Source organism: Gluconobacter sp. Gdi, from assembly GCF_014132155.1.
Classification (GTDB): Bacteria; Pseudomonadota; Alphaproteobacteria; order Acetobacterales; family Acetobacteraceae; genus Gluconobacter.
Genome location: NZ_BLJQ01000004.1, coordinates 104,814 through 126,599, shown reverse-complemented (window position 1 = coordinate 126,599; position 21,786 = coordinate 104,814). Strand labels below are relative to the sequence as shown.

At 58.1% G+C, this 21,786-nt stretch carries 18 protein-coding genes; 7 read left to right on the top strand and 11 right to left on the bottom strand.

Annotated elements, in window-relative coordinates; translation table 11 throughout:
- Positions 1–19 precede the first annotated feature (19 nt).
- A complete protein-coding gene (locus tag JN414_RS09685; RefSeq protein WP_202207705.1) occupies positions 20–1,363 on the bottom strand; it encodes an efflux RND transporter periplasmic adaptor subunit in 1,344 nt (447 codons plus the stop codon).
- Positions 1,364–1,653: 290 nt separating this feature from the next.
- Here JN414_RS09685 and JN414_RS09680 point away from each other — a divergent pair, with 290 nt between their 5' ends.
- From JN414_RS09680 to JN414_RS09665, 4 genes are all read left to right on the top strand, one after another.
- A complete protein-coding gene (locus JN414_RS09680) occupies positions 1,654–1,944 on the top strand; it encodes a CsbD family protein (protein WP_046901199.1) in 291 nt (96 codons plus the stop codon).
- Positions 1,945–2,008: 64 nt separating this feature from the next.
- Positions 2,009–2,632: a DUF4339 domain-containing protein gene (locus tag JN414_RS09675; RefSeq protein ID WP_202207704.1), complete on the top strand. Its 624-nt coding sequence runs from the start codon at positions 2,009–2,011 to the stop codon at positions 2,630–2,632.
- A gap of 147 nt (positions 2,633–2,779) precedes the next feature.
- On the top strand, positions 2,780–3,403 hold the full coding sequence (locus tag JN414_RS09670; protein ID WP_202207703.1) for a ribonuclease HII: 624 nt from the start codon (positions 2,780–2,782) through the stop codon (positions 3,401–3,403).
- Positions 3,400–4,485 (top strand): DNA methyltransferase, encoded by a 1,086-nt coding sequence (locus JN414_RS09665; RefSeq protein ID WP_046901202.1) that lies wholly within the window; start codon positions 3,400–3,402, stop codon positions 4,483–4,485. The genes JN414_RS09670 and JN414_RS09665 overlap by 4 nt, the downstream gene beginning before the upstream one ends.
- A gap of 89 nt (positions 4,486–4,574) precedes the next feature.
- On the opposite strand, the gene JN414_RS09660 is transcribed toward JN414_RS09665, so the two are convergent.
- From JN414_RS09660 to JN414_RS09640, 5 genes are all read right to left on the bottom strand, one after another.
- Positions 4,575–5,186: an ankyrin repeat domain-containing protein gene (locus JN414_RS09660; RefSeq protein WP_202207702.1), complete on the bottom strand. Its 612-nt coding sequence runs from the start codon at positions 5,184–5,186 to the stop codon at positions 4,575–4,577.
- Positions 5,187–5,263: 77 nt separating this feature from the next.
- Complete coding sequence (locus JN414_RS09655) at positions 5,264–7,312, bottom strand: VWA domain-containing protein (RefSeq protein WP_202207701.1); 2,049 nt, start codon at positions 7,310–7,312, stop codon at positions 5,264–5,266.
- Positions 7,309–10,059 (bottom strand): DUF4159 domain-containing protein, encoded by a 2,751-nt coding sequence (locus tag JN414_RS09650; protein ID WP_202207700.1) that lies wholly within the window; start codon positions 10,057–10,059, stop codon positions 7,309–7,311. Before JN414_RS09650 ends, JN414_RS09655 begins: the two co-directional genes overlap by 4 nt.
- Positions 10,056–10,982, bottom strand: coding sequence for a DUF58 domain-containing protein (locus tag JN414_RS09645; RefSeq protein WP_202207699.1), 927 nt, complete (start codon positions 10,980–10,982; stop codon positions 10,056–10,058). Before JN414_RS09645 ends, JN414_RS09650 begins: the two co-directional genes overlap by 4 nt.
- A 5-nt stretch (positions 10,983–10,987) precedes the next feature.
- Positions 10,988–12,016 carry a MoxR family ATPase gene (locus JN414_RS09640; protein WP_202207698.1) on the bottom strand — a complete coding sequence of 343 codons (1,029 nt, stop codon included), beginning with the start codon at positions 12,014–12,016 and terminating at the stop codon, positions 10,988–10,990.
- A 94-nt stretch (positions 12,017–12,110) separates the two neighbouring features.
- Here JN414_RS09640 and JN414_RS09635 point away from each other — a divergent pair, with 94 nt between their 5' ends.
- The 3 genes from JN414_RS09635 to JN414_RS09625 are packed head-to-tail and all read left to right on the top strand — an operon-like array spanning position 12,111 to position 15,711.
- The gene (locus JN414_RS09635; RefSeq protein WP_202207697.1) at positions 12,111–12,698 is read left to right on the top strand and encodes a DUF1285 domain-containing protein; all 588 of its coding nucleotides are present in this window, start codon (positions 12,111–12,113) and stop codon (positions 12,696–12,698) included.
- Complete coding sequence (locus JN414_RS09630; RefSeq protein WP_202207805.1) at positions 12,695–13,900, top strand: CCA tRNA nucleotidyltransferase; 1,206 nt, start codon at positions 12,695–12,697, stop codon at positions 13,898–13,900. Before JN414_RS09635 ends, JN414_RS09630 begins: the two co-directional genes overlap by 4 nt.
- Positions 13,901–13,956: 56 nt before the next feature.
- On the top strand, positions 13,957–15,711 hold the full coding sequence (locus tag JN414_RS09625) for an ABC transporter ATP-binding protein (RefSeq protein WP_202207696.1): 1,755 nt from the start codon (positions 13,957–13,959) through the stop codon (positions 15,709–15,711).
- Here the strand turns inward: JN414_RS09625 and JN414_RS09620 are convergent.
- The 5 genes from JN414_RS09620 to gpmI form a co-directional block, all read right to left on the bottom strand.
- Entirely contained in the window at positions 15,669–16,181 is a 513-nt protein-coding gene (locus JN414_RS09620) for an RNA pyrophosphohydrolase (RefSeq protein ID WP_202207695.1), read from the bottom strand. The two genes, JN414_RS09625 and JN414_RS09620, sit on opposite strands and share 43 nt — an antisense overlap.
- Positions 16,178–17,281 (bottom strand): divergent polysaccharide deacetylase family protein, encoded by a 1,104-nt coding sequence (locus JN414_RS09615; RefSeq protein ID WP_202207694.1) that lies wholly within the window; start codon positions 17,279–17,281, stop codon positions 16,178–16,180. Before JN414_RS09615 ends, JN414_RS09620 begins: the two co-directional genes overlap by 4 nt.
- Positions 17,282–17,311: 30 nt before the next feature.
- Positions 17,312–18,778: a S41 family peptidase gene (locus JN414_RS09610; protein ID WP_099213195.1), complete on the bottom strand. Its 1,467-nt coding sequence runs from the start codon at positions 18,776–18,778 to the stop codon at positions 17,312–17,314.
- Between the two features lie 125 nt (positions 18,779–18,903).
- Complete coding sequence (locus JN414_RS09605) at positions 18,904–20,193, bottom strand: murein hydrolase activator EnvC (protein WP_202207693.1); 1,290 nt, start codon at positions 20,191–20,193, stop codon at positions 18,904–18,906.
- Complete coding sequence (gene gpmI, locus JN414_RS09600; RefSeq protein WP_202207692.1) at positions 20,180–21,718, bottom strand: 2,3-bisphosphoglycerate-independent phosphoglycerate mutase; 1,539 nt, start codon at positions 21,716–21,718, stop codon at positions 20,180–20,182. The genes JN414_RS09605 and gpmI overlap by 14 nt, the downstream gene beginning before the upstream one ends.
- Positions 21,719–21,786: the final 68 nt, after the last annotated feature.

The following is a 21,786-nucleotide window of genomic DNA, read 5'->3' as shown; positions in this document are numbered from 1 at the left end:
TGCTGTTCCCTGTGAGCGGTCAGTGATTGCCGGTAACATCGGCTGCGGACGGATCATTGCCACGCTTGGCGGCATCGGTGCTCTGCTGGCCATTGCTGTGGCGATGATGGGTCTCGGCCGTCTTGGCTTCTGCAGCGGCGTTCTGGGTGTTCGGCGTGGACGTATCGGGGATTGAGATTTTCTGTCCCGGACGCAGATGGCTCACACCATCAGTCACGACGCGATCACCCGTCTTCACACCGGACAGAATGACGGCGTTGCTGTCGTCCGTCTCACCAACCTTGACCGGCACATCCTTCACCGTCATGTCCGGCTGAACGACATACAGGAACTGTCCGTCAGGGCCGGTCTGGAGTGCATTGCCTGGCACGATAAGGACGTTGTGCAGCGTATTGACGAGGAGATGTGCATTCACGAATTCATTCGGGAACAGCCGCTCGTCTTCATTGGCGAAAATGCCACGCATACGAACCGTACCGGTGGACGTGTCGATCTGACTGTCCAGTGCTTTCACGGTGCCGTCAGCAATCTTCTGAGTGTTATCGCTGTTCCAGGCCTCGACCGGAAGTTCCTGAACTTCACGCAGACGATCAGCAACAGGGCCAATCTGGTTCTGCGGAACCGTGAAGATGACCGAGATGGGCTCCATCTGGGTCAGGATTGTCAGGCCGCCGGATTGTCCTGCTGAGACATAGTTGCCTTTGTCGAGCACGCGGATACCAACGCGGCCATCAACCGGCGCAATAATGTGGCAGTACATGACGTCCAGCTCGGCGTTACGAACGTTCGCTTCGTCGAATTTCACAGTGCCTTCAAGCTGCTGAACCGTGAATTCCTGATCCCGGGCCGTCATGGCGGAAGTCGAGTTCTGACGGATCAGCTTCTGGTAGCGGGCATTATCAACGCGGGCTTTTTCAAGCTGGGCACGGTCTGCGGCGAGCGTACCCTTATATTGTGCAAGAACTGCCTCGTAAGGACGTGGATCAATCAGCTCCAGTTCATCGCCTTTTTTAACGTGCTGACCTTCCTGATAATACACATCAAGAATATGTCCGTTGACGCGCGGTGTAATCGTCACGTTTGTCACGGGAATGACTGTGCCGATCAGTTGCAGGATGACAGGCATGTCGCCTGTATGAACCGTGGCAACGGCAACAGGCTGAGTGTCGCCCGCTGCGCCATTTTTGTGCGATTTTCCTGAATGGGATCCATGCGTCCGCAGGACTGCAAAAAGGATCAGCAGAATCACCAGAACAATCGTGCCCCATAGCAGCCAACGACGGCGGGGGCGTCGGGCTGGCGAGGGGGACTGGGCGTTTATGCTCTGGTGGCGGTCGCTGGGTCCGGCCGTCTGCTCGTCCATAGTAGTCCTGTCTTTCCCGTACAGCTTTTTGGTATGGATGCACCTGAGAAACGGCATCCTTCCGTCAGTTCTTTCCTTATAGTGCAGTGAACGCAATGCTGCCATGACGGGACCTTAAATCCTGTTCAGGTTTGGCAACGAATACGCAACATGGAAGGCTAAGAGATTGCTTTTCAAGGCAATCTGTCTCTTGCTTCATTTCATGCTCGCACCATATCCTTATGGAAACCCGATGGTCCGTGGGCCGTTTAAGGCAGGAACGGATCACATCCGGATAAGGAGATACAGACATGGCTGATACGACAGGTACAAAGGCTGAGGGCCTACTTGATGAAGTCAAGGGCAAGGTCAAGGACGGCGTTGGCGGTCTGACGGGCGACACCGCCACGCAGGCTGAAGGCAAGTTCGATCAGCTGTCTGGCATGGCTCAGCAGGAATTCGCTGACCTCTATGACGAAGGCGAGACGAAGCTCGAAGCTGCGACGGCTTTTGTGCAGGATCGTCCGCTTATCTCGATCGTCATTGCAACAGTTGTTGGCATGATTGTCGGTGGTCTGCTGTTCGGTCGTAAGAGCAGCTGATTTCACACACGCATTACATCGTGTGCTAGAAGCCTCCCGGAGTAATCCGGGAGGCTTTTTTTCTATGGAATGGTTTTACGAGAATAACGGGCAGCAGACTGGGCCCGTATCCCGTGAAGAAATTCTGCGTCTGATCATGCAGCAGCGGATTCGTCCGGAGACGCTGGTCTGGACACCGACCTTTGGGGATTCCTGGCGTCCGGCATCGTCCGCCGGGCTGGTTTCACCATTGACGGGACTGATACGCCCTTCCGCCGAAATTTCAGAGCATTGGGCCTGGGCGCTTCTGGTTGGTCCGTGGATCATGGGGCGCCTGACGCTTTACATCATGGACTGGCGGCATGTTGCGGAAGCCGATCGCATGAGCACGATGTCTATCGTCAGTCTTCTGGTGCTGGGTCTTTTTTTTACTGCGTTTTTTATGGATCGGAATTCGATCCGGGAAACGGGCGCTACACCTCCAGGTTTCTGGTGGTGGCTGTTCCTGCCTGGATATTTCTGGCGTCGTCGCCAGATCACCGGACGAGGGCGATCTCTTCTTGCCGTCAGCATCGTGCTGCTCGTGTTCAACATCGGTGACACGATCAGCCGGTGGCCCGAAATACAGCAGCAGGTGAACCACACGCATCATGCCTCCAGCGCACCTCAGGGCCCGGCAGAGGGCGAGGGTGAGCAGGAAAACCTCTGAAAGGCACGTGAAAGAGTCTTTCGAGGCACACTTGACAACTTATTCTGAAAAATAAGCCATTTTTGGGCTTCCCTTTCGAGTCGCCATGATTCAAAACCGATTCGGTAGTCAGTTGATTGACCGGATTGGTCGGGGAGAAGTTCAGGAATGCCAGATTACGCCCTTGAAGCGGCCCACGGAGGGCTGGTCGTCGGGATCGACGAAGTCGGGCGTGGTCCTCTGGCTGGACCTGTCGTGGCAGCAGCTGTCGCGTTCACCTCTCCCCCCGATGAAATGCTGTCGCACCTTCTGGATGATTCCAAGAAACTGACAGCGAAACGGCGAATGGTCGCCTACGATCTACTGATGCAGGCTTCGAATATCCTGATCGGGGTCGGCGCAGCATCCGTCACGGAAATTGAACAGATCAACATTGCGCAGGCTTGCCACCTGGCCATGAGACGGGCGTTGGACCGGTTGGATCGCATGCCGGATCTTGCGCTGGTTGATGGCAAGCACGCGCCCAAGCTGCCCTGTCCCATTCAGATGGTGATTGGTGGAGATGGCATCAGCCTCTCCATCGCGGCAGCCTCTATTATCGCAAAAATTACACGAGACCGCCTGATGGCCCGTCTTGCCGTTCGGCATGATGCCTATGGATGGGAGCGCAATGCGGGATATGGCACCGCTGTTCATATGAGCGGCCTGAAAACACAGGGTGTGACGCCCCATCACAGGCGCGGATTTGCGCCTATTCGAAACATGATTGAAGCAGAGGCACACGCAGCATGACCGGCGAACTCCCAGTGGACCAGATCCTGCGTGGTGAATGCGTGGAGACGATGAAGACCCTGCCGGATGGCAGCGTGGACTGCATCTTTGCCGATCCGCCATATAATCTTCAGCTTCGTGGCGAACTGCGGCGCCCGGACGAAACTGTCGTTGATGGCGTTGATGATGCCTGGGACAAGTTCGACGATTACTCGGCGTACGACAAATTCACGCGTGAGTGGCTGTCAGAAGCACATCGTATTCTGGACAAGGACGGCACGATCTGGGTGATCGGCTCCTATCATAACGTGTTTCGTCTCGGTGCCATTCTTCAGGATCTTGGGTTCTGGATCCTGAACGATATCATCTGGCGCAAATCCAACCCGATGCCGAATTTCCGTGGGCGCCGGTTTACGAATGCTCATGAAACGATGATCTGGGCGGCCAAGAGCCCGCAGAGCCGTTATCGCTTCAATTATCAGGCCATGAAAGCGCTGAACGATGACCTTCAGATGCGATCAGACTGGTACTTGCCGTTGTGCACGGGGAACGAGCGCCTCAAAAACGAGCACGGTTTGAAGCTGCATCCGACGCAGAAGCCGGAAAGCCTTCTGCATCGTGTGCTTGTGGCGTCCACGAATGTTGAAGATGTCGTGCTTGACCCATTCTGTGGCAGTGGCACGACACCTGCGGTGGCCAAGCGACTGGGGCGTCACTACGTCGGAATTGAGCGTCACCCCGATTATGTGAAGGCTGCGCGTGAGCGCGTAGCCCGCGAGGAACGTCTGACGTCCGAGCATGTTGCCGTCACGCCCGCCAAACGCGATATTCCACGGATCCCGTTCGGGAGCTTTGTGGAAACGGGTGTCTTGCCTGCCGGAACGGCGCTTTACGATCGCCAGAAGCGTCTGAAGGCAACGGTCACACCAGATGGCACGCTGGTATCGGGTAATCAGCGGGGTTCCATTCACAAGTTGGGCGCAATGCTGACCAATGCGCCTTCTTGTAATGGGTGGACGTTCTGGTTCTTCGAGCGGGACGGAGAAATGGTGCCGATTGATATTCTGCGTCAGGAGAGCGTTGCCTTGCGCAACGTTGGCTAAGCGCTCTCGTGTTCTGAAAGCCAAGACATAAAAAAGGCCGGAAGGAGAGTTCTCCTTCCGGCCTTTTTTGTTTCTGAAGGTTTAGGACGTCAGCGCCCCGCAAATCCGAGGAAGCCGGATGCCGGGTCCGCGGTGCCACCTTTTTCATCGAAATGGGGTGAAGGAGCTGCGCGCATTGCCGTCGAGGCTTTGCCGCCAATCGTCAGGTGACCGCTGCCACCTTTCATCTGCACGCCGCTATCCTTGACGCTCGTTTCCAGGCGTCCATCCGGATTGTAGGTCCGCATGGAAAGCAGCAGGAACATGATGTCTTTGCGATTCAGGTCAATCGCCATGTCCAGCGGGGTCTGATCGAGAATGTTGTGGCCATTCATGTCAGCACCACGATTCAAGGCTTCTTTGGACGCATTCAGCGAACCGCGATTGATAGCATCAAAGAGAGCCGTCGTCGGGTTCGTGTCCACACGTGCATGGCCCGCATCGTCATCTGCCGCTTCTGCGCCTGGCAGAGCTGAAGGCGGGGCGGCGCGTTTCGCGGCCTTGCGGGCTTCTGCCTTTTTGGCAGATTCTTCCGCTTCCTGTTCAGCTTCTGCGTCATCGGCATCCTGCGCATGGGCAGAGTGCCAGGGCACGAAGATTGTCGGTGTGGCTGCCAAAGCGGCAATCAGCAGAAGGCGGGGCAGGGTGAGGGGCAGTCGCATAGGGTCAATATACTGCGATCTGAAGTCCTGTGCGAGTCTCCAGAATCGTCGTCCGCAACTTGTCACATGCTGCAATATCAACGTCCTTCCCGCCACCAGCCAAAGCCAAGGAATAGTAGGGCGAGAACGAGCGCAAGCCATGCTGGAACGAGGTCCTGCGTTCGCGTTTCCCCGGCCACGGCCGCTTGACTGACTGGCAGGCCGATCCATCCCGAACCGGATAGATCCTGCCCTGTGGTGATTTGTCGCAGATGAGGAATACCGATTCCTGCCCAGTTCTGGCTTCCGCCCGATGCCTGGGCCGTTGCGCCCATGACTGTTGCGGTTGCGCGGAGGTCCTGCCGTTCAAGAATATCCTGTGCGGCAGGACTGGCGAAGGCGACAAGGCCATCTTGCCGGATTGTCCAGATACCGCCGCCCGTTACCGGCATGCTGCCATGCCAGAGGCCTTTCCCGCCTGTCATGGCAATAGGCTGGGTGTGACCGTCGGGAAGAGTCACCATGGCTTGTGGAGTTATGGCGGTCTGACCCAGCGCATGACGGTCCACCAGAAGCTGGCCATTTTCGATGCGGGCACTTAGCCGGTTCTCTTCGAGATCCGGTTCTTTCATGAGCCAGTGCGAGAGGCGCCGCAGGAGTTCAGCTTGTGGCCCTCCGCCGCCTTCATTGCGTGACCAGAGCCAAAGCTGATCAGACAGAAGCATCGCAACGCGTCCCTGATCCACTCGGTCAAGCAGAAGGAGGGGTGAGCCATTGGGGCCGTTCATCAAATTCTGGCCGTGTGACTGGTCCACCTTTGCTGAACGGTACCAGGGACCCCAGTCATTGCTGTTGCCCAGTCCCGCAGTGACCGGATGAGCTTTGCCGAGATCTGTCAGAACGGGGCGGAAGGCTTGGGACACCAGGCCATCGGTTGGCACATGCGCAGGGAAAACCTGTGCCAGTGTCGTGTCCTGCAAGGAGCCATCCTGCACGAATTCCGGCCCCGCCGTGACAAGCAGGCCACCACCACGGCGAACATAATCCGCGATGTTTGTCAGATACTCTTCCGGCAGGATGTTGCTGTTACGAAATCCATCCAGAATGATGAGATCAAAGCTGCGGATTTTTTCCTGAAACAGTTCCCGGATCGGGAAAGGTATTAGCGCCAGATCCGAAAGCGGTGTGCCATCATCTGTGCTTGGAGAGCGGAGAATGGTGAAGTGGACCAGATCGACTGACGGGTCCGCTTTCAGCAGGCGGCGCCAAACGCGCTCACTCTGGTTTGGGACGCCAGAAACCAGCAGAACGCGCAGCCGGTCCCGAACGCCGCGAATGCGAATAACGTCATTGTTGTTCAGCGTAGAGGCCTCGCCCGGGAGGGCTGAGACGGAGAGGCCAACCAGTGTTTCACCGGGGTGCTGGACAGGAACGGTTATATCCTGCGGCTGGCCTGTTTGGATTGTTCGGGTCGTTGCGGGAGCGTCTCCCGCACGCACAGTCAGGGTTGCTGTCGCCGGGGCAGGCGTTCCCAGATCGTCCACCTGAAGGCGAATGGTCGCGTTCTGGCCGACAATGGCATACGGCGGAGTGCTCAAAATTCGCAGACGACGATCCGTTTCTTCTCCCTTCGCCGCCAGAACCAGATGAAGCGGTAGTTTCTGTCCGTTCGGGCCCTGAAAGCGAGTTGGAAGCCGTGATGGGACGTCATGATCCATGCCATCCGTGACAACGATGGCTCCGGCAAAACGACCTTGTGGCAGATCCGCGTGATCCATCGCGTCAAACAGGCGCGTTCCGTGGCCGGCGCCTCCCGGCACATCAATGCGGTGAAGTGTCAGGCCCGGCAGGTGCGTTGCATCCTGCGTGATCTGATTGGCTGTCTGATCTGCGAGAGACGCACGCTGCCCAACCTGCATGGACGGAGAATGATCCACGATCAGGAGGGCATCCTGTGGAACAGGTCGAAGAACCGGGTGCAGGGAGCGCGGTCCAGCCATCCAGCCCAGAAGCATCAGAACGGCCAATGCACGCCAGACCATCCCGCGTGCACCACGCACCAGACCGTAAAGGGCGCCAAGAATAACGACTGCGGCTACAGCGGCCAGTAGCCAGAGAGGAAGCATGGGGGCAAGGTCGAACGTCATGGTGCGTCCTCCTCGTCTTCGTCTGTGCCAACGGAGGGGCTTTGCGTGTCAGGATTGTCCTGCCCCAGACGATGGAGCATTTCCGGGTAATGGGCCTGATCGCTCTTGTAGTTTCCGGTCAGGGCGTAGAGCACCATGTTGACGCCAAAGCGATAGGCTTGTGTGCGTTGATCATCACCGCCGGGAAGAACGGCGTAAGGGTGATTGCCGGACGCATCGACCGCCCATGCGTGGGCCCAGTCTCCGTTGCCGATGATGACGGGGCTGACATCATCGTTTGCTTCATCTCCGTTGCGAGCCACATAAACGGGCTGGCTATTGACGCGCCCCGGGAAGCCGCTGTGGAGGAGATAGAACGTGTGTCCCAGAACGTGTTTGTCCGTTAGTTTGGCAAGAGGAGGAATAGTTAGTCCGTCTGTGACGCGCTTCAGAGCCGCTCTCACGGCACCTCCTGATCCTGCATCCATATCCGTGCCGGCGCCCTGCTGATCAATCAGCAGAATGCCGCCATGATCCATGAAGGCGTTGAGGGCTTTGGTGCGAGCGGCATCCGGTTGTGCGTCTGCTGTAATGGGCCAGTAGATGAGCGGATAAAACGCCAGATCATCTTTCCCGGGAACAACACCGTCAGGGTGCCCCAGCAGAGCGGAGCTTCGGGCACTTGTATAGTCAGACAGCCCCTGAAGTCCTTCGCGGGAGGCTGTATCCACATCGTCATTGCCAGTGATGACGTAGGCCAGCCGGGTTTCCAATGCGGCCTGCGGCACCGTTGTCGGGAGTACTGAGGGGACTGGTTGCTGAGCTTGGGCCTGTTGGAACGAAAGTACCACAAGTGCACCACACAGAGGGCCAAGCAGGCCACGCCGTCGCAGGGACAATGCAAAATCCACAAGCAGGACCAGCAGCCCGGTGGCCAGAAGCCATGGGCCAAGCGGCCGGTCTGGTGACGCGCCTTCGGGCGTAAGCTGCGTTCCCATAAGCGCCTCTTCCCGAAGAGGGGGCGCGTGGTCGGACAGGTTCAGTGGGCGTGTTCCGCGGGCGGGACCATAGAGCCCTGCTGGGTGTGTGACGCTAACTTCGGTGGTGGCAAGAGCATTAGCTTTGACGGATCTGGCTGCTGCGGGCGGCATCGTGAGGCCGCCGGTGCTGTCCAGCGTGCGCCAAGGGGAAAGATCGTTGGGGCTCGTGCCAGTCACGCCTGCGGAGCGCTCGATCAGACGCTCCAGCATCTGTGGAAACAGGCCGGAAATGGGAAGATTGGACCAGTCAGGAGAGGCTGTGATGTGGAACAGGACAATTTCTCCATTGCCTTCCGACCGTGCCGTGACCAGCGGCGTCCCGTCTGCCAAGGCGGCCCAGACGTGATCTTGCAAACCCGTTTCCGGCTTCGCAAGAACCTGTCGTGAGACTGTCACGTCTGGCGGAATGGCGAGGTCAGCAAAAGGCGACGTGGCGGGGAAAGTTTCCAGAGCCTGAGGCTTGCCCCAGGACATCGGCCCTCCGAGCTGGCGCATACCTCTCATCAGGGGAACGGGCAGCAGGGCATCCGGTGCGTCGTCGGTCGCGTTATCCTGTTGCGAAGACTGAGCGGCTGCAAGGCCCGGCCCAGCAAAGCGGATAAGCATTCCACCATGCCGGACCCACTCGAGAACGCGGTTGCGGGTCTGCTCGCCAGACAGGGATCCATCGGTGGCCACCAAGACGGAAAGTGACGAACCGAGTAGAGCGCTCGCGTCACCGGTTCGGCGTTCCGAGAGTGTATCGAGCGCATGATTGAGGAAGAATGCTGAACCAATGAGCGGTGTGTTGTCGCCGGGCGTCTGAAGGAGGCCGACAGGGCGGCGATGCCCGGCGTCTCCTCTCAGCACTGTTGTCGCTGGGCCTACTAGGCCTTCTACAGCGAAATGATCCAGCTGATTGCGAAGCAGCGCAGGTAGCGGAAGTATTTTGTCTTCGCCAACCTGAACCGGATACGCCGCCAAGGTCCCGCCATTCCCTACAACGGCACGAACCGTGACTGTTCGGCTGGGGCAGGAAAATCCTTCGACCTTTGCATGAAGAGTGCCGTTGGCCTCCTGATTGGCGCTCAGGCGTAGAACATCGCAGGGATTCCAGCGCATATCCTGCACCGCGTCTGCTTTGCTTAAGGCTTTTTGCAGAGCTTCGTCATGAGGGGCAGCGACCCCGTCAGACAGCAGGGTAATATGTTGGTTCGACAGATCCATATGGCCAAGCTCGTCAGCCAGCCCTGCGCGATCAACCGGCCAGGGCTGAGGGCGTATGTGCTCAAGACGTTCCGAAAGAGCGTGGCTGTCTCTCGTGACGAAAGGCTCCGGCATCGCGCCATCGGGGGAGCGGGCTGCACGAACAAGTGTTACCGGGTTTCCGCTGCGGAGGGCTGACTGTCCAAGGGAAAGAGCCGCTGCAACGCGTTCATTCCAGTGCGGGATTGCGGCCCATCCGTCATCCATAACAATGAGGACAGGACCGTTAGTCTTCCCAGAGCTGTGTGGAATGAGGACGGGACGGGAAAGGCCGAAAATAACCAGTGCAACTGCGGCAATCCGCAGAATCAGAAGCCACAGAGGCGAACGTGCAGCATCCTCCCGCTGCGCCGTCAGGCGCCGGAGCAGTAGCAGCGATGGAAAGGACTTTTCCTGCGGGGCAGGAGGTGTCGCGCGGACAAGCCACCACAGCGCTGGAAGTGCCAGCAGACCAAGTAGAAGAAGAGGCGAGAGAAAAATCATCGTCCGCTTCCCATGGCGAGGTGGAGTGCCAGCAACGCAGGGAGCGGGTCCTGCGATGTTTCATGCACAATGCAGTCGGCATGCAGGTTTGCTGCACTTGCTTTCAACGCACCCAGATGCGCTGAGACCGCGTGTTCATAAGCTGAATTGAGACTTTCCACGGCGGGAAGGGTCAAAACACCGCCCTCCAGGCCGGAAAAGCGGATTCGTCCTGTCTGGTTAAGGGAACGCTCGCCGGGATCCAGAATGCAGAGCAGATGGATGCGGACTGGCCGACTGGCGCAATGCTTGAGAACGGCTTCGATCCGGTCTTCTTCCCAAAGAAAGTCACTGATGAGAACCAGGTCTGTCTGAGGTGACAGCGCATTCAGGGGAGGAAGTTCTGGTTCATCCGTCGAAGAGTGAAGGAGAGCCTCGCCAAGCCGGCTGAGCACCTGAGCTCCACCAAAAACGCGTCCGGCTTCTGGGCCTGTCAGAAGGCCAGCCCGTTCACCGCCGCGGAGAGCCGCACCGGCCAGTGCCAGTGTACAGAGCTGAGCACGCTCCCGTTTTGTGGGGAGCTGCACTGAAGACCGCCAGTCCATGGATGCAGATGGGTCGCACCACACGAGCAGAGACTGCGCGTTTTCCCGCTCCCGTTCCCGCACCCAGAAGGTATTTTCGATGGGAGAGCGTGCGGACTGCCGCCAATCAATGGCCGTTGCCGGTTCCCCAGAGTGATAAGGGCGGAATTGCCAGAAGTCTTCCCCGCCTCCGGAGCGTCGGCGGCCATGTGTGCCAGCCTGAAGGCTGGCTGCAATCTTTTCGGCCTGAAGCAGCAGAGCCGGCAGAGCGAGCCGCTCGGCTGGTGCCGTGAGAGAGGCGGGAGAGTGCCTGTTCTGGGAGGAGAACAGGCCCCGGAGCGTTTCAATCGGACTTTTCACAGGGGTCAGAGAATCGTTTGAGCCTGCGCGCGGATCAGGGCTTCGACTGTTACGCCGGAGGCCCGCGCACCGAAGCCAAGACCGATACGGTGTGAGAGGACGGGTTCGGCCAACGCGATGACATCGTCCAGGCTGGGGGCAAGACGGCCGTTCAGCAGGGCGCGGGCACGGGTCGCAATCATCAGGGCCTGCGCGGCGCGAGGACCTGGGCCGAAAGAAACGGCGTCCCGGACTTCGGAAGAAGCAGACGGGTCTTCTGGACGAAGGGCGCGCGTCAGGCTCAGGATTGCGTCAACGATTTTATCACCAATAGGCAGCCGACGAACGAGGGCCTGCGCTGCCAGAAGGGATTCGGCGTTTAGAAGCGTCGGAGCCTGTGCCGTTGTAGCCCCCGTTGTTTGCAGGAGCATCTGGCGCTCTGCGTCCCGGTTGGGGAAATCCAGCGGAATGCGAAGCATGAAACGATCGAGCTGGGCTTCTGGCAGCGGATAGGTGCCCTCCTGCTCGATAGGGTTCTGTGTTGCGAGAACGTGGAAGGGGCTTGGAAGAATGTAATCCTTGCCACCCTGCGTCACGCGGTGCTCTGCCATGGCCTGCAACAGGGCGGACTGCGTGCGGGGGCTTGCGCGGTTGATTTCATCCGCCAGTACAAGCTGTCCGAAGATCGGGCCAGGAAGGAATCGGAAGGCCCGCTGTCCGTTGACGTCCTGATCCAGGATTTCAGCACCCGTGATGTCTGACGGCATCAGATCAGGCGTAAACTGGATACGCGTGGCATCCAGTCCCAGTACGCGGGAGGCCGTGTTGACGAGAAGGGTTTTCCCGAGGCCCGGCGCACCCATCAGAAGTGCGTGACCGCCAGACAGGATCGTGACGAGAACCTGCTCGATCACCCGGTCTTGTCCCAGCACGATACTGCCGATAGCTGTGTGGACATCGCGGAGAACAGGGGCCAGACGATCGGCCTCGGCCACATCTGCTTCGCCCCGGAGGGTTCCGGCGGAGGCGCCGGTAGAATAATGCTGCTCGCTCATATCACCAGTCTGACAGGTGTGGGGGTTTCATCAAGGCTCGATTGCACCCAACTTGGTGTGAGAAGAGAAGTTTTCATTTTAACCGGAGGGAAAATTGAGCGCTCATGATTGTCGGGATGTCTCCCCATCTGACGTTTTCCCCGCGACGGGACCTGCTGAAGCTGCCGCAGCACCCTCTGCCGGTGTCCGGAAAATTCCATTTCTGATTCGCCGGGATGGCACCTGGCTGTATCGGGGGTCTCCCGTGACGCGCAAGGCGATGCTTTGCATGTTTTCGTCCATGCTGACACGAGATAGCGAAGGCACGTACTGGCTGAAAACACCCATGGAAAGCGGGGTTATTCAGGTGGAGGATGTTCCCTACATCGCCGTTGAAATGGACTTTCGGGGAAGCTGTGGGCGCCACCAGACGCTCTGTTTTCGCACCAATATGGACGAACTCGTTTGCGTGGGGCCGGAACACCCCATCCTCTGTGACTGGGACCGTCCGCTCGATGAGTGTGGAGCCATTCCTTACGTTCATTTGAGAAACGGGGAAGGTGATTTCCCGATACAGGCGCGAATCAGCCGGTCCGTCCATTTTGAGCTCGCGGCCCTTGCTGTGCAGGGACATGTAGAGGGGAAGCCGTGTCTGGGCGTCTGGAGCCAAGACTGTTTCTTCCCGTTATCACGTCAACCATGACGGAGACATCCGGACTTCTGGCCCGTCTGGACGACCGGAGTGGTCTGGATGTTTTGTGGAGGCTCCTGCCAGAGGCACGCCTGGTTGGCGGGTCCGTCAGAGATCTGCTGCGCGGCGTCTCCGTGCACGATCTGGATATGGCAACGCCTGAGCCTCCCGAAATCGTACAGGACATTCTGAAGGCTAACGGAGTCCGGGTTATTCCGACCGGATTATCTCATGGCACGGTGACGGCTGTGATTCGTGGTGTGCCGTACGAAATTACAACCCTACGGCGTGACGAGCAGACAGATGGTCGCCATGCTGTGGTTGCCTGGACAGAAAGCTGGGAAGAAGACGCCGCACGTCGCGATTTTACCATCAACGCGATGTCTCTGGATCGGCATGATCGTCTACATGACTATTTCCAGGGCAGCCGGGACCTTGAAGCCCATCACGTTCGATTTGTTGGAAATGCCGGGCGCCGCATTGAGGAAGATGCTCTGCGGGCGCTCAGATTTTTTCGCTTCGATGCGCGCTATGGCAGGGGAACACCCGATCATGAGGCCTGCACGGCGATTGCGGAACGGCTTGATCTGATTGAGGGCTTGTCCGCCGAGCGGATTGCCTCAGAGCTGCTGCGGATCCTGACGGGACCAAGGTTGCAGGAAACGTTGCAGGCTATGCAGGACGTCGGCCTTTTGGCTCGGATTATCCCTGTACCCAATCTGGTCTTGTTACAGCGGCTTCTGATGTGTGAAGCGCCAGAAGATCCAGTGTTGCGGCTATCGGCTCTCGGTCATGGGCAAGGTGAATTGTTGGCAGAGCGTCTAAGGCTCTCCAATGCGGATCGTGACCGGCTGCGTTTGTTTGATTCTGGTCAGCCAAATCTGGCACCCGCAATGTCTGCTGACGATGTCCGGCGAGCACGTGTAGAACAAAACCTTCCCGTTTTGCTGGAAAGAAGCTGGTTGTTGCAGGCTGCGCTGATTGGTGCCCCGAGTATTGAATGGAACAGGCTGCGAGATCGTCTGACGCAGGAACCACAACCTGTGTTCCCGCTTGGAGGCAAAGAGGCCAGAGACGTCGGGATTATGCCAGGCCCAGGCATGGGGCAGTGGTTGGCTAAGGGGCGTTTATGGTGGATGAACCAGGGGTGCCTTCCGGGCCGAGACGCATGCATGGCGTATCTTCTGGATGAGATGGGCGACGCGTCAGAGTAGGCACATGGTGTCGTCGCGGTTTCGTGCTTTTGCAGAGGCCTGCTAAACCCCCTCGAATGAGCAGAAAGACAGCCCTTGATACAGACAGCCAGATTCTGATTCGACGGATCTGGCGTGATGAAATGCGTCATCACGTGCGCCAGATTGTGAGCGTGGTTGTGCTGACGGTTCTGATGGCAGGGCTGACGGCGCTCTATCCAGTGGTGATCAAACGCGCTGTAGACATGTTTGCGGCTCAGGACCCGCGCATTCTCTACCAGGTGCCGGCACTCGTTGTGATTGTGACGACCCTCAAGGCTGCCTCCCAGTACGGGCAGACAATTGCCGTTCAGGGGCTGGTACTGACTGTTATCCGTGGGCTTCAGTCGCGGATGTTCGCACATGCCCTGCAAACAGACATTTCGCGCATTGAGCGCGAAGCACCTGCTCAGTGGGCCGCACGTTTCACGACAGACGCTGTTTCGATCCGTGAAGCCATGGTCCGGGTCGTGAATGCGCTGGGCGACGCTGTTACTGTGGTCGGGCTTGTAGCAGCCATGATCTGGGCTGACTGGGAACTTAGCCTGATTGCTCTAGTGCTTTATCCGGTTGCTGCTGTGCCGATCCAGAAGCTTGGTAAAAAGGTTCGTCGGGCGTCGGGGGGGATGCAGGAGCAGATTGGCGAGACTTCTGCGCTTCTCAACGAAAGCTTCGCCTTGGCACGTCAGGTGCGCATCTACCGGATGGAAAGCCGGGAGAGTAAGCGCGTCGATCATTCCCTGGATCTGTTGCACATAGCGTTTCTGCGGATTGCGAAGGGGCGTGCGCGTGTTGATCCCGTGTTGGAAGTTCTCGGCGGAACTGCTGTCGCTGTCGTACTTGGCTTCGCTGGATGGCGTGCTGCAATGGGGGGAGCCACCCTTGGCGATTTCACGGCTTTCATTACGGCTCTGTTGACGGCGGCGCGCCCAATTCGGGCTCTGGGCTCTCTCAATACGGCGATGCAGGAAGGATTGGCCGGGCTGTCTCGTGTCTTTGCTGTCATTGATGAGCCGCCAGCGGTCGTCGAGCGTATGGACGCTCAGGCTGTCCCGTCTGGAACCGGGCATCTGGTTTTTGAGCAGGCATCCTACGAATACGAGGATGGGCGTGTCGGACTGGCCGGTCTGACCTTAGATGTTCAACCGGGGCAGACAGTGGCGCTGGTGGGCCCTAGTGGTGCGGGAAAATCAACTGCACTTTCCCTCATTCCTCGTCTGCATGACGTGACGGCAGGACGTATTCTGTTGGAGGGTGTAGATATTCGGGATGTGCGCGTATCGTCCCTGCGTGATGCGATCGCGTATGTTAGTCAGGACACGACACTTTTCGATATGTCTCTCATGGAAAATATCTGGATTGGCCGCCCGGATGCGAGCAGGGAAGAGGTCGAAAACGCCTGTCGGATGGCGGCCGTTGATTTTCTCGGTAATCTTCCACATGGATTGGAAACGCGTGTTGGACCGGGGGGACGGCGCCTTTCAGGGGGACAGCGACAGCGTGTTGCTCTCGCGCGGGCTCTTCTGCGTAACCCGCGCGTACTGTTGCTGGACGAAGCAACAAGTGCGCTGGATTCCGAAAGTGAATCTCGTGTGCAGGAAGCTCTCGGTACGCTTCGCACAGGTCGCACCACTGTTATTGTGGCGCACCGACTTTCAACCGTGCAGGCTGCCGACGTCATCGTTGTGATGGATGGAGGCAAAGCGGTTGAATCTGGGTCTCATGCTGAGCTGCTCAAGAAGAACGGCCTCTACGCCCGATTGGTCCGAAGCCAGTCTCTTGAAGCGGCCTGATAGAGGTTTTTGAGTTCAGGCAGGAGCTTTTCATAAAGCTCTCGCTTGAACCCCAGATTGCGCTGAAGAAGATCCTCAGGGGCAATCCATTCCCATGTATCGAACTCGGGCGGGAGATGAAGATCCAGACGGATATCCCCGTCCTCCCCATCAAATCCGAGAACGAACCATTTCTGTGTCTGGCCTCTAAATTTTCCGCCTAGCGCACGACCAATCAGGGGAGCAGGAAGATCGTAGGACAGCCAGTCTGACCGTTCCGCGAGCAGTGTCGCCTTCGTACAGCCAGTTTCTTCTTCAAGTTCACGGAAGGCCGCAGTTCGCGGGTCTTCTCCGTCATCAATACCGCCCTGGGGGCATTGCCAGATGTCTCCAGGAAGATCGGCGCGACGGGCGACGAAGAGCTCTCCATGACGATTGAACAACGCCACGCCAACATTTGGGCGGTAGGGCAGGTCTGAAAAATCGGTCATAGGGGTGCCGCCTGGATGTTTGTTGACTGGATGGATGCCTGATGATCCGTCGTGCCGTTGTCGGCAAGTGCGGAGGGCGGGACCAGAATGAAACGCTCTGCCGCCGGGCTTTTCAACCATGCTTCAAGGCGGTCGATTGCAACGGGTGTCAGCGGCCCCATCATCAACAGAACATGGGTGGGCTTGGCCCCCTCCGGGACTAGGGCGGAAAATTCTGCGTCAAGCGTTTTGGCATCTGTGTCACCATTGATCCACGTGGACGCTGTCATACCCCGGATACGACGGTCTTCCTGCGAAGATCTGCTGATATACAGAAAGCCACGGCTGGAAATCGTATCTGCCAGAGATTGAAATGCAGGCGTAGTTGCGTAGCCATCTGCCGGTTGGCTGTCTCCGGCTTCGGAGGCATCGGTTAGACCTGTGGCCCCTTTAGCCTGCGAGAGGCACCAGTCCAGTTCCTGTCGGTCTTCCGCTTCCGAATTGCCATAGCCTAACGCATGAGGGCCTTCGTCAACCTGCTCCGGATGAGCGCTTTGCATGGGGAGTGTGACGTAAGTTTCGCGATGGGCCGCGTGTGCTCGGGACAGGACATCCGTCAGATTGCCAAGATAGGGTGACACACCGACCGCAACAGGCTCAGGGATGCGGGAAAGGACATCATATGTCATGGCGTCTGAATACCCGAAACCTTCGAGCACGATGGCCACAACGCTTTTGCCTGAAGCTGTAATTGTTGTCAGATCAGTATGGGCTGTCTGCGCAATCGGGGGCGGCATTTCCGGCGTTTTTATAGCTGACGCAGGTTGCACTGGTGAGACCGATGAATTTGCGTTGAGAGCGCCTTTGGAATTCTGATTTAGCGGCGTCGCCGGGGGGGATGTCCTCTCACCGGAAGCAGTGTTTTCTGGCGGGTGTGACGGTATCGCCAAAGCAGTTTCGGTTTTTTGTGGTGGCACGTCAGCAGGTGTTTGATGCCGAAGCATCAAGGCTGCTGACGTGCCACCAACCAGGACGACACCCCAGAACACGATCAGAAGACGCCCGATAACGGGAAGGCGGCTCCAGAGCCCAGAGCGGGATGAAGCGGGACGGTTCTGCACGGTCTGGGCTGTCCTGTGTCGTTCTACGGGTTAGTGCGTCGGCGCCGGTGCAGGAGCGGCCTTTTTGTCTGCTGGAGGCGCTTTGACTTCCGTAGCCTGCTCTACAGCCGGTGCAGGATTGGAAATTCCAGCCATGGCGTTGACGACCTTGATGGCCTGCTGCAGCTGGAAGTCCGTCGCAGGTTTGGTCAGATCAAATTTCGGCCAGTCTGCCGGCGGAGCTTTCGGAATAGACTTTGAGATCGGGGGTAGATCGGTCCGAGGCGTTTCTGCTGTTCGGTTTCCACCGACATTGGTCAGAATGTGGGACAGGTCTGCTTCCCGATAACCATAGGCGTCATCGTCCTTGGTTTCCGCAACGGGGATGTCAGGCGTGATGCCCAGTCCCTGGATGGAACGGCCAGATGGCGTGTAATAACGCGCCGTTGTCAGGCGAACGGCACCCTGATCTCCAATAGGAATCAGCGTTTGGACAGACCCCTTGCCGAACGTCTTTTCACCCAGAATGACAGCCCGACGATGGTCTTTCAGCGCTCCGGCCACGATTTCACTGGCAGACGCAGAGCCGCCATTGGTCAGAACCACAATCGGGAGGCCATTTGTGATGTCCGTGCCGCGCGCATCCCAGCGCTGGTTATTTTCAGCATGCCGCCCACGGATGGAGACGATTTCTCCTTCCTTGATGAAGTCATCAGAGACGGCAATAGCCTGATCGAGCTTGCCGCCCGGATTGGACCGCAGATCAAGGATGATACCTGTCAGCTTGTGGGCTGGACTCTTGGCAGCTTCAGCCTTCAGCTTGTCAAAGGCGGCATGCATTGCGCCTTCGAGATCATCGTCGAACTCTGTCAGGCGAATATACGCAGTGCTGCCGTACAGAGCGGACCGTACGATCTGGACGTGAACGATTTCGCGCTTCATGTCGAACGTGAGTGTCTTGCCCGTTTTCGGGCGAACCACGGTCAGGCTGATAGATGTTCCCGGATCGCCGCGCATCTTGCGAACAGCTTGATCAAGCGTCAGGCCATCAATGCTCTTGTGATCCACCATGGTGATGAAATCACCAGTCTGGATACCAGCCCGTGCGGCAGGCGTGCCATCAATTGGAGACACAACGCGCACATGGCCGGATTCAGCCTGAACCTGAAGGCCCAGACCGCCGAACTTGCCGGAAATCTCGGTCTGCATGTCCTTGAACTGGGCGGCGGTCATATAAGACGAATGGGGATCGAGTTCACCAACCATGCCGTCCAGGGCATTGTTGATGAGGTCTTTGTCCGTCACGGGATGGACGTATTCGGCTTTCACGACATCCATGACCGTGCCGAGCAGGGTTAGGAGGCGAACGGTTTCAGCGCTGTTGTCGTGAGAGACGTCGCGAGCGATGGCGGCGGTGGGGAAACTGCCAGCGGACCCGACGAGACGCAGTGCGCCCGGTCCGACAGCCAGTCCGGCCAGAAAGGCGGTGCCCAGCAACAGGCCAGTACGGAACTTCATGTGATCTCCATCCTCGGGAACGGGCGTGCTTCCGGCGTCTCTTGCAGTGTGTGAACTAGCGCGAAACGGGTTGCCGAAATGTTAAGACGTGATCTTACAGTGTCCTGCCCTGTCAGAAAACAGGGTCACAGAAACGGAGCAGGGCTGACGATCTGGGCGCCGTGGCGCAGCTGGACAAAGAGTAACCCCTCAGCAGACGGCATTTGCCCGAGTGCGGCAGCTTTCCTGACACTTTGCCCGCTGGAAACACCCAATGACCCCAGGCCGGAAAGAACAAAACGGTAATTCTGTCCGCAATCCAGAATCAACATCTGTCCAAAAGAGCGGAACGGACCGGAAAAGACGATTCGGCCACTGCACGGAGCTTGAACGGATGCAGAAGGTACAGCGGCATAGGTGATGCCTGTTGACGGACCGGCTTCCGTATCCTGTCCCCAGCGAACCGCAATACGCCCGGTGACAGGTGCGTGGCCGCTCCCGGAAGAAACACCGTTTCCGGCGGAAAGAGCCTTGACCTGAGCACGGGCTTTGCGGGCCTGTTCCATCTGATGGCTCTTTGCGAGCGCACGGGCCTCGGCTTCCAGTGTTGCTTTGGCCTGAGCTTCCTGTCGGGCGATTGCGTCAATTTCTGCAGAAAGGTCCGCAGACGCCTTCATCGCTTCGGCAACTGCGGATTTCGCACGGCGTGCGGCCTGGTCCGAAACATTTTCCTGTTTGGCCGCAATGCGGGTTCTGGCGGCTGCGATATCGCGTTGATGAGTTTGTGACTGAAGGAGGCCATCGAGCTCTTTCTGGCGGGCCTCCAGAGTGGCACCGATCTCCTGAAGCTCATCTTCCTTCGTTTGCAGGTTTGCAGCCCGCTGCTGGGTCAGGCGGGAGAAACCTCCTAAAATGGAAAGTGCGGTAATGCTCTCAGTTGCAGTCGTCGGGGAGGCTAGCAGAGCAGCATCGGGCGCTATCGAGAGTCTCGCTGCAACGGGCAGGAGCGGTTGGAGCGCTTGGTTTTCGTGGGCGATATCCTGCCGCACGTTTGCTTGCCGACTGGTGAGATCTGCGATTTCGACATTCAAAGCCGCGATACGGGAACGTGTCGTCTGTACAACGGTCTGGGCCGTGTGGGTCTGAGCGGCCAGTGCATCTTTTCGCGCGCTGTCCTGCAGGACCTTTTGCTGTGCGGCAACGGCAGCAGCCTGTCTGGCACGGAGTGTGGCGGCTTCCTGAGCCTGCTGTGTCTCAAGCGCTTTCCGAGCCGCTTGAGCACGGGCGAGCGCTTGTTGTCCCGCACTTAGGGCATGCGTCGGGTGGGCGTGGGTAGTGGTATGATGCCCATGAGGCGTGGACGCAGTCGCGGCCACCAGCAATGGCGAGAACGCCAAAACCAGTGGCAGAACGACGGCTGAGTCAGGCGTTTTCAAGTAGGGAGACGCCCGTCATCGCTGGGGGCTGAGCAAGACCCAGAAGTGCCAGAAGCGTCGGGGCCAGGTCTGCCAGGCGTCCGTCGTGAAGCGTTTTGCCGTCAGCATGGGCCAGAATGACCGGAACGACGTTGAGGGTGTGGGCCGTATGAACGCCGCCCGTCTCAGGGTCGCGCATGGTTTCGCAGTTTCCGTGATCGGCGGTGACGATCAGTGTGCCACCTGCGCGGACAAGTGCGTCATTGATGCGGCCCAGCCCTTGATCAACGGTTTCGCAGGCCTTGATGGCAGCGGGCAGGGAGCCTGTGTGGCCAACCATATCCGGGTTTGCGAAGTTCAGAATGATCATGTCGAAGCGGCCGGAATCAATGGCTTCTACGGCACGATCTGTCAGCTCAGGAGCGGACATTTCTGGTTGCAGGTCGTAGGTAGCGACCTTGGGAGATGGCACGAGAATGCGTTCTTCGCCCGGAAGCTGAACTTCACGACCACCATTCAGGAAGTATGTGACGTGAGGGAATTTCTCAGTTTCTGCCATACGAAGCTGAGTCTTGTTAGCCTTGGCCACGACCTCACCCAGAAGATCTTCCAAAGGAATTTTTGGGAACAGGACTGTCATGTAAGGCGACAGGTGATCCGAGTAGCGCGTCATGCCGGTAATGGCGGCAAACTTGATGCGGCCTCCGCTGGCGTATCCATCAAAGTCCGGAGCCACGAGAACGTCCAGCAACTGACGGATACGATCGGCACGGAAATTACAGGAGAGAATGCCGTCGCCGTCTTTCATGCCACCATACTGTCCGAGTACGGTTGGAAGGACGAACTCGTCTCCCTTGTCCTCCGCGTAACTGGCTTCGAGTACAGAGAGGGCGTCATCTGCATGAGGGCCTTGGCCATCACGGATCGCATCCACGGCCAGCTTGACGCGCTCCCAACGGCGATCGCGGTCCATGGCGTAGTAGCGACCACTGATCGTGGCAATCTGTACGGTCTCCGGCAGGTCTCGAAGGAGCGCTGAGATGAATTCTTCACCGGAGCGGGGGGGAGTATCACGGCCGTCGCTGAAAATGTGTAGAGCGACAGGCACTCCCGCTGCGCTGACGATTTTCGCGAGAGCCAGAATATGGTCCTGGTGTGCATGAACGCCGCCGGGAGAAACGAGACCCATCAGATGGCAGGTTCCGCCTGACACCTTCAGCGCATGAATATATTCTTTGAGGGCTGTATTTTCGGCGAGTGAGCCATCACGGGCACTGCGGGAAATGCGAGGCAGTTCCTGCATCACGACCCGGCCTGCACCAATATTCAGGTGGCCGACCTCGGAATTTCCCATCTGACCTTCAGGAAGTCCGACGTCTTCTCCGCATGTTTTAAGAAAAGCATGCGGGTTATTCGCCCAAAGTCCGTCAAACGTTGGAGTGTTTGCCAGTCTTACCGCGTTATCGGAGTTTTCTTCACGCCAGCCGAACCCGTCCAGAATGACAAGCATGACGGGGCGGCGTGCAGAAGAAGCGGTATGGGACATGATTGGACTTCCTGTCTCGCATTAAGGAGGAAAAGACTGTCGGGCATTATGCCACCTCTCCTCCAAAA

Bases quoted from the DNA above. Each gene is read 5' to 3' on its own strand.
- JN414_RS09685 (WP_202207705.1), bottom strand. From the start codon at position 1,363: ATGGACGAGCAGACGGCCGGACCCAGCGACCGCCACCAGAGCATAAAC.
- JN414_RS09680 (WP_046901199.1), top strand. From the start codon at position 1,654: ATGGCTGATACGACAGGTACAAAGGCTGAGGGCCTACTTGATGAAGTC.
- JN414_RS09675 (WP_202207704.1), top strand. From the start codon at position 2,009: ATGGAATGGTTTTACGAGAATAACGGGCAGCAGACTGGGCCCGTATCC.
- JN414_RS09670 (WP_202207703.1), top strand. From the start codon at position 2,780: ATGCCAGATTACGCCCTTGAAGCGGCCCACGGAGGGCTGGTCGTCGGG.
- JN414_RS09665 (WP_046901202.1), top strand. From the start codon at position 3,400: ATGACCGGCGAACTCCCAGTGGACCAGATCCTGCGTGGTGAATGCGTG.
- JN414_RS09660 (WP_202207702.1), bottom strand. From the start codon at position 5,186: ATGCGACTGCCCCTCACCCTGCCCCGCCTTCTGCTGATTGCCGCTTTG.
- JN414_RS09655 (WP_202207701.1), bottom strand. From the start codon at position 7,312: ATGACGTTCGACCTTGCCCCCATGCTTCCTCTCTGGCTACTGGCCGCT.
- JN414_RS09650 (WP_202207700.1), bottom strand. From the start codon at position 10,059: ATGATTTTTCTCTCGCCTCTTCTTCTACTTGGTCTGCTGGCACTTCCA.
- JN414_RS09640 (WP_202207698.1), bottom strand. From the start codon at position 12,016: ATGAGCGAGCAGCATTATTCTACCGGCGCCTCCGCCGGAACCCTCCGG.
- JN414_RS09630 (WP_202207805.1), top strand. From the start codon at position 12,695: ATGACGGAGACATCCGGACTTCTGGCCCGTCTGGACGACCGGAGTGGT.
- JN414_RS09625 (WP_202207696.1), top strand. From the start codon at position 13,957: ATGAGCAGAAAGACAGCCCTTGATACAGACAGCCAGATTCTGATTCGA.
- JN414_RS09620 (WP_202207695.1), bottom strand. From the start codon at position 16,181: ATGACCGATTTTTCAGACCTGCCCTACCGCCCAAATGTTGGCGTGGCG.
- JN414_RS09610 (WP_099213195.1), bottom strand. From the start codon at position 18,778: ATGAAGTTCCGTACTGGCCTGTTGCTGGGCACCGCCTTTCTGGCCGGA.
- gpmI (WP_202207692.1), bottom strand. From the start codon at position 21,718: ATGTCCCATACCGCTTCTTCTGCACGCCGCCCCGTCATGCTTGTCATT.